The sequence below is a fragment of the Micromonospora sp. NPDC050200 genome, assembly GCF_040656135.1.
Lineage (GTDB): Bacteria > Actinomycetota > Actinomycetes > Mycobacteriales > Micromonosporaceae > Micromonospora.
In genome coordinates this window covers 1-5,710 of the sequence record NZ_JBFALG010000136.1, presented here as the reverse complement: position 1 = coordinate 5,710, position 5,710 = coordinate 1, and the positions used below count along the sequence as shown (strand labels likewise).

6 protein-coding genes are annotated in these 5,710 nt (G+C 68.0%); 5 read left to right on the top strand and 1 reads right to left on the bottom strand.

Annotated features, from left to right (window positions below):
• Positions 1-235: 235 nt before the first annotated feature.
• Positions 236-991, bottom strand: a complete 756-nt coding sequence (locus AB0I41_RS34665; protein ID WP_357115524.1) for a class I SAM-dependent methyltransferase — start codon at positions 989-991, stop codon at positions 236-238.
• A gap of 118 nt (positions 992-1,109) precedes the next feature.
• Here AB0I41_RS34665 and AB0I41_RS34660 point away from each other — a divergent pair, with 118 nt between their 5' ends.
• The 5 genes from AB0I41_RS34660 to AB0I41_RS34640 all read left to right on the top strand — a co-directional run bounded on the left by AB0I41_RS34660 (position 1,110) and on the right by AB0I41_RS34640 (position 4,604).
• Positions 1,110-2,045: an AraC family transcriptional regulator gene (locus tag AB0I41_RS34660; protein WP_357115521.1), complete on the top strand. Its 936-nt coding sequence runs from the start codon at positions 1,110-1,112 to the stop codon at positions 2,043-2,045.
• A 216-nt stretch (positions 2,046-2,261) separates the two neighbouring features.
• A complete protein-coding gene (locus tag AB0I41_RS34655; RefSeq protein ID WP_357115518.1) occupies positions 2,262-3,107 on the top strand; it encodes a hypothetical protein in 846 nt (281 codons plus the stop codon).
• A gap of 281 nt (positions 3,108-3,388) precedes the next feature.
• Positions 3,389-3,856, top strand: a complete 468-nt coding sequence (locus tag AB0I41_RS34650) for a VOC family protein (RefSeq protein WP_357115515.1) — start codon at positions 3,389-3,391, stop codon at positions 3,854-3,856.
• Positions 3,857-3,994: 138 nt separating this feature from the next.
• Positions 3,995-4,357 carry a hypothetical protein gene (locus tag AB0I41_RS34645; RefSeq protein WP_357115531.1) on the top strand — a complete coding sequence of 121 codons (363 nt, stop codon included), beginning with the start codon at positions 3,995-3,997 and terminating at the stop codon, positions 4,355-4,357.
• Positions 4,248-4,604, top strand: coding sequence for a dihydrofolate reductase family protein (locus AB0I41_RS34640; protein WP_357115527.1), 357 nt, complete (start codon positions 4,248-4,250; stop codon positions 4,602-4,604). The genes AB0I41_RS34645 and AB0I41_RS34640 overlap by 110 nt, the downstream gene beginning before the upstream one ends.
• Positions 4,605-5,710 lie beyond the last annotated feature (1,106 nt).

The window sequence follows — 5,710 nt, the reverse complement described above, 5'->3', positions numbered from 1 at the left end:
GCAGCCGCGATGAGAGCGACCCCACCGGTCACCTCGACCAAGCCTGGCCGGGCTGCGGTCGTACCACCAGTCAACAGGTAGCCGCGATCCGCGCGCTACGCGGCGTCACGAAGTGCTGACTCGGTCGGCATACGCACATGGCCGATGAGCGGATGCTGGTGGCGGTACCGGCCTGCGGCATTGGGACTGTTGCCATTGCGTGGCGTGGTTAGGTCTGTCGACACGCCCATCGGGTTCAGCTCAAGGGGTGAGTCGCCTGCACGAAGGTGACCCGGCCGAACCTGTGGTCGGTGTGCGCGACTTCCCGGGCGTCGCCGAACCCGGCGTCGGCCAGGAGCGTGACGATGCCATCGCCGTGGTTGCGGGCCACGACCGGGCTGTGCGCCACCCGGGAACGCATGAGGCGGGTCAGGTGCCGGAGGGCGTGGACAGGGCTGTGGCCATGGCGGTGTGTTGGGTGCCCGGCGTCCTCGATGTTGGATGCTGGGCCGCCGAAGTCGACGACCGTGACCCTTCCTCCCGGCCGAAGAGCACGCAGCGCGTCGCGCGCGAACGCGATCCGACCGTTGTCATCGACGTGGTGTAGGGCCAGCGACGAGACCACGTGGTCGAGCGAGGCGTCCTCGGCGGGGATCCGGTCGGCATATCCCTGAACGAGGGTAAGAGCGACGCTGCGGCGGCGCGCTTTGCGCGCTGCCCTGCGCAGGGCGTCTCCGTCGGGGTCGAGGCCGGTCACCCGCGCGCTCGGCTGGGCCGCGAGCACGGCGAACGACAGGTTGCCCGTGCCGCAACCGATGTCGGCCACCGTCTGGCCGGGCTCGATGCCGGCGAGCTCGACTGCACGTTCGTGCAGTGCGCGGACGCCGGCCACCCGGGTGAAGGCGTCGTAGAACGGGAGAAGCCAGGTCTTTCCCGCGCCTGGCAGGAACGGGCGGTCCCGATCCTGCGGAGTTCGCTGGTCGAGGATGCGTACGTGGGTCGAAGCTGCCATGGATGCCTCCTGTGCACGCGGTGGCGGGTCTGCCTCGGTGGCCCGTGACGGGCCCGGTGTCGTCACCTTCAAGTCTTGGATATTCTGCGGCTATCGAGCAGGATTTAACGTGGAGACTATGGGACATTCTTCGGTCAGTGACTCGCTGGGAGTCCCGTCGAGGCTGCGCACGGTACGGCCCGACGGGACGCCGGTCTACCGCTACCGGCAGCGCCCCGGCCTGCCTCCTGTGTCGGTGACCCGCTTCGACACCGAAGCCGCCCACCCCAGCCTCCCGCCGGACCACCGGCACGCCCACGACTTCCTCGTCCTGGTCTATGTCGATGAGGGCATGGGCTCGTTCACCGTCGACGGCGCCGAACGGCCGCTGCGCGCTGGCGAGGTCCACGCTGTATCGCCCGGGCAGGTCATCGGCGTCGCGGCCGCGGCCGAGCTCGCCCGCGGCCGCGCGTGGTCGGTTGCGTTCACACCGGACGCCGTCCCCGCCCTGACCTCGGTCTCCCCACTGGCCTGGACGCACCATCCCCTCCTCGCCCTGTTCGCTTCCAGCGCGGGGCACGGTCGGATCGCAGAGCCCGACCAGGCGAACTGGTCGGCGTGGCTGGCGGACCTGGCCGAGGAACTCGCCGACCCAGGCCGTCTCGGCGCCCGCGAGGCCGTCGCCGCACTGCTCACCCGGCTTCTGGTCGCGGCCGCGCGACTGGCACCCAGCGCTCCGGCCACGCCGGACCCACTCGTCGAGCGGGTCTTCGCCGAGATCGAGGCGACGTTCCGCGAACCGGTCTCCGCCGCCGATGTCGCCCGCACGCTCGGCTACACCCCGGGGCACCTCACGACCGTGCTCCGCCGGCGCACCGGCCGCCCTCTGCTTGAATGGATCACCGAACGGCGCATGACCGAGGTCCGGCGAATGCTGCGCGAGACCGACCTGCCGCTCGACGCCGTGGCCGCCCGAACCGGCCTGCGCGACGCCACCTATCTCGTCCGCCGCTTCCGCGACCGCTACGGCATCACCCCGCAGCGATGGCGCCGCACCCAGCGAGCATGGTCATGACAGTGGCTCGCCCGCACATGCCGCGAGTCGCGCGTCCAGCCGCCGCCGCGTAGTCACGCTGAGCAGAAGCTGGTCACCCGGCCTGCCCTCGAGCGGGTGTGCGGATTTGCCGATGTCAGTGCGTTGGATTAGCTACCGCTAAGCGGCAGTCTGGAAGATCGAGTCGGGCCCAGCCGCGGGCGCCGAGTCCGGGATTCGCCTCTCTACCCTGTGCGGATGCCTTCAGCGAAGCCGCTCCTGCTGCTCATCGGGGCGGCGCTGCTCGCGGTCGTGGGCGCACTGTTCGGATTCCCCTGGGCGGCCGGTGTCGGCGGTGTCGTGGTGCTGGGCGTGCTCGCCGTCCACCCCGCGGTGACCGGTGCCGCCGTGCCCCGGTCGACGCGACTGCTACTGCAGGGCGGCCTGCTCCTACTCGCCATCGCGGGCGTCGTGGAGTTGGGGGGATGGGCGGCATCGCCATTCGGCGAGGCCCCACCGAGCGCAAGCGAGCTGATCGCGCTGGTGACCGACCCGGCATGGCAGCGGACGCGGTTCCTGCGACAGCTAGCCGTGGCTTGCTGTCTGATCCTGGTCTGCGTCTGCCTCGGCGTCGCTATTGCGCGGTTGCCGCGGGAGCGGCTGCGCCGGATCGGCCGTGCCGTGCCGATGGTGGGTGTGTTCACGTTGGTCACCCTGGTGTTTCTCGCCCTTCTCCCGTCGGGGCTGACCGCCCTGTTCGGCTCCCTCACCAATGTGGCCATGACGGCGTTGCTCGTGCTCGGTGGGTATGCCTGGGCCATGGGCCGCGCGGTCCGCCGCTATGGGGCCGCCCCCTCGATCGCGGCGGTGGGCGCCACGGTGCTGGCTACGGCGGCCTGGCTCGCAGTGGACGATGCCTGGCGGAGTCGGCCGGAGCCGCGCGACAGCGACGCGTTCTACCAGGCGGGCATTAGCGTGTCCGTGGCCGTCGAGACCGGGCCCGACGTCGAGACCGCGTTCGCCGTCGCGGCGCTGCTACTCGGAGCCGCCCTGACCGTGCTGGCCTGCGCGAGGCTCAGCACGGCCGGCAGCGAGACGCGCTGAGCCCGGATCGGTGGGCGTCGAGCCGCGCCATTTGCTTCGGGCTCAACCACAGCTCTCGAAGGGCCGTCGTCTCACCGCGCGGCGATCGAGGTGCCAACCGTCGGGTGATGAAGCGCTACGTGTACGTCGACGGGTCGCAGGAGCCAAGGTGCTGGGTAGGTCGAACTGGCCGGAGCCATCGGAACGCTCGGTCTTGCCGAGTTGCGGACGGTCACACGGTGACGACCGGCCTCCTCGTGTCGGTTGGTCTAGGTACTGGGAACGCCTACCGTGGCAAATGCATGATCGATACGACGGGAGCACGGTCCATGTCACATGTACGCCGCTTCGACCACGTCGGCATCACGGTTGCAGACCTCAATGTCGTGACCGCCTTCTTCGTGGCGCTCGGCTTGGAGGTCGAGGGCAGGGCGTTCGTCGAGGGCGAGTTCTTGGAGACGGTCTGCGGCATTCCCGACTCCCGCACCGAGATCGTCATGCTGAAGTCGCCCGACGATGGCGCCCGCCTGGAACTCGCGAGATTCGTGCGGCCCGACTCCGTGCCGGGCTCGCCGGCTGCCATGGCCAACGAGCTGGGATTGCGCAACGTCTCTTTTGAGGTCAACGACCTGCAGGCCGCTGTCGATTGGGCAGCGAGCGAGGGCTACGGACTGGTCGGCGGCATCGGCGAGTACGAGGGTGCTTGGCGGATGGCCTACGTCCGGGGGCCGGAAGGGATCATCGTCTCGCTGGCCGAACGCATCGGCTGAGCCTCGCAACGCCCGGATCTGCCGCCGAGTGTGGCCGCTGGCCAGAACCAGGATGAACGAGTTTCTGCGCCTTCGGCGGCGATGAGTCGGGGTCGGATGCCGGGTCTGTACTGGCGACACCCGATGAAGGAGGGAACCATGGGCAAGGCCATCGCATCCATCACCACGTCGGTCGACGGCTACGTCACCGGTCCCGACGACGGGCCGCAATACGGCCTGGGCCGAGGTGGCGAGCGCCTGCACTACTGGGTGATGGGTGGCCCGTGGACCTACAAGGGTGGCCACGACTTCGCGATGCACGGCCCCGACAAGCAGTTCTACGACGAGCTCGTCTCGACGATGGCCGCCGGCGTGGTCGGTCGTGGCATGTACGACGCGGCCGGCGGGTGGGGTGGGGTGGGGTGGGATCAACCCCTTCCCCGGGACCCTGTTCGTGCTCACCCACCGCAGCGCGGACCAGCCGGCAGCCCAGACCGGGTCCCGGTTCGTCGCGGATCTTGACGCGGCGCTGGCCCAGGCGGTTGAGGTGGCTGGGGACGGCGATGTCGCCGTCGGTGGCGGCGCCGAGGTCATCCGACAGGCGTTGTCGGCGGGGAAGGTCGACGAGCTGGTCATCTCGACGGCGCCGGTGATCCTCGGTGCGGGCAAGCGGCTGTTCGAGGGGTTCGACCGGGACGTGGACCTGGAGGTGGTCAAGGTCTACAGCTCGCCGTATGCCACCCACGTGCGCTACACGGTCACGAAGTAACCGCCGCAGCCCTGCCCAACAGCCGCAACCCGGTCAGCTGCGGCACGCGGACGTCCGGTCATGCCGCGATCCGCGCGCATCCGTCCGCCCTGCGATGACCGAACGTAGTTGGACGAACCAGCCGCCCTGGTGGCGATGGCAGCCCTCGCGGCGCCGCCGTACCAAGCTACGCCTGACGCTGCCGACAGACATGTTCGAACGTCGATTAGCTTGATCGACTGACATCATCCATGACAGCAACCGGCACGCGCATCCATGCCCTGCGACGCACGGAGGCGAAGGGCGGATCGACACTTGATCGACCCGCCCAACAGCCTTAATGCGCCGAGGCCAATCCGGCTTACCCTTACCGGGCCGTCACGGATCGACGTCAGATCACCCGGTCGAGTCGGGCGCAATACCGATAGACGGCATGCTTCCCCAGACCTCAGCTGGCATGAGCAAAGGCCCCACCAGGGAGCGCGCACCGCTGAGGTAACAAATCCACCTCAGCTCGTCGCACGCGAACACGGGCTCCCCTCGTGAATCCAGCCAAATCTGCACAACATTTCCGGCCGCTCGAGTTATGTCCCACCATTTCCAGCTTCTCTGTCGCGGGTCGAACGAAAAGAGGAGATCCTGCATCGTCCAGTCCTCATCGCCGCGATGCAAAGAGTACCTAAGCTTGGCATTATTTTGCTCTTGAAGGAAGCCTGCTTCGTTCAACCTTGGCGGAAGACTCGTTTCCGGCAAATCTTCCGCGTCGAAGTCACACGTAGCCGACACCTCAATGCCCGCACGAACAAGCTCCCTGACACGCTGCGCGAACCTGTCAGATTCATCCCAGCTGGCGATTTCCACGTAGAAGACAGCCAACGGTCCTGACGGCCCCACTTCCGGACGCGACTTTGTCCGAGCGAGTTCACTCTCCGGAGTCATAAGACCCTCCCAGATCCAGGTATTATTGCCCCCAAGAGCCCCGGGAACATCTCCGATGGCAAGCCGTACAAGTCCGGGCCGGGTCTGTCAAGTTAACGGCCCTGTCTCACATTCGGTGGTGACGGAGGGTGCCGAGGCGTCGTTGATTCCTATGTGGAGGACGTTAACGAGCTTGTACAGGCGGTGTT

Bases quoted from the DNA above. Each gene is read 5' to 3' on its own strand.
- AB0I41_RS34655 (WP_357115518.1), top strand. From the start codon at position 2,262: ATGCCTTCAGCGAAGCCGCTCCTGCTGCTCATCGGGGCGGCGCTGCTC.
- AB0I41_RS34665 (WP_357115524.1), bottom strand. From the start codon at position 991: ATGGCAGCTTCGACCCACGTACGCATCCTCGACCAGCGAACTCCGCAG.
- AB0I41_RS34650 (WP_357115515.1), top strand. From the start codon at position 3,389: ATGATCGATACGACGGGAGCACGGTCCATGTCACATGTACGCCGCTTC.
- AB0I41_RS34660 (WP_357115521.1), top strand. From the start codon at position 1,110: ATGGGACATTCTTCGGTCAGTGACTCGCTGGGAGTCCCGTCGAGGCTG.
- AB0I41_RS34645 (WP_357115531.1), top strand. From the start codon at position 3,995: ATGGGCAAGGCCATCGCATCCATCACCACGTCGGTCGACGGCTACGTC.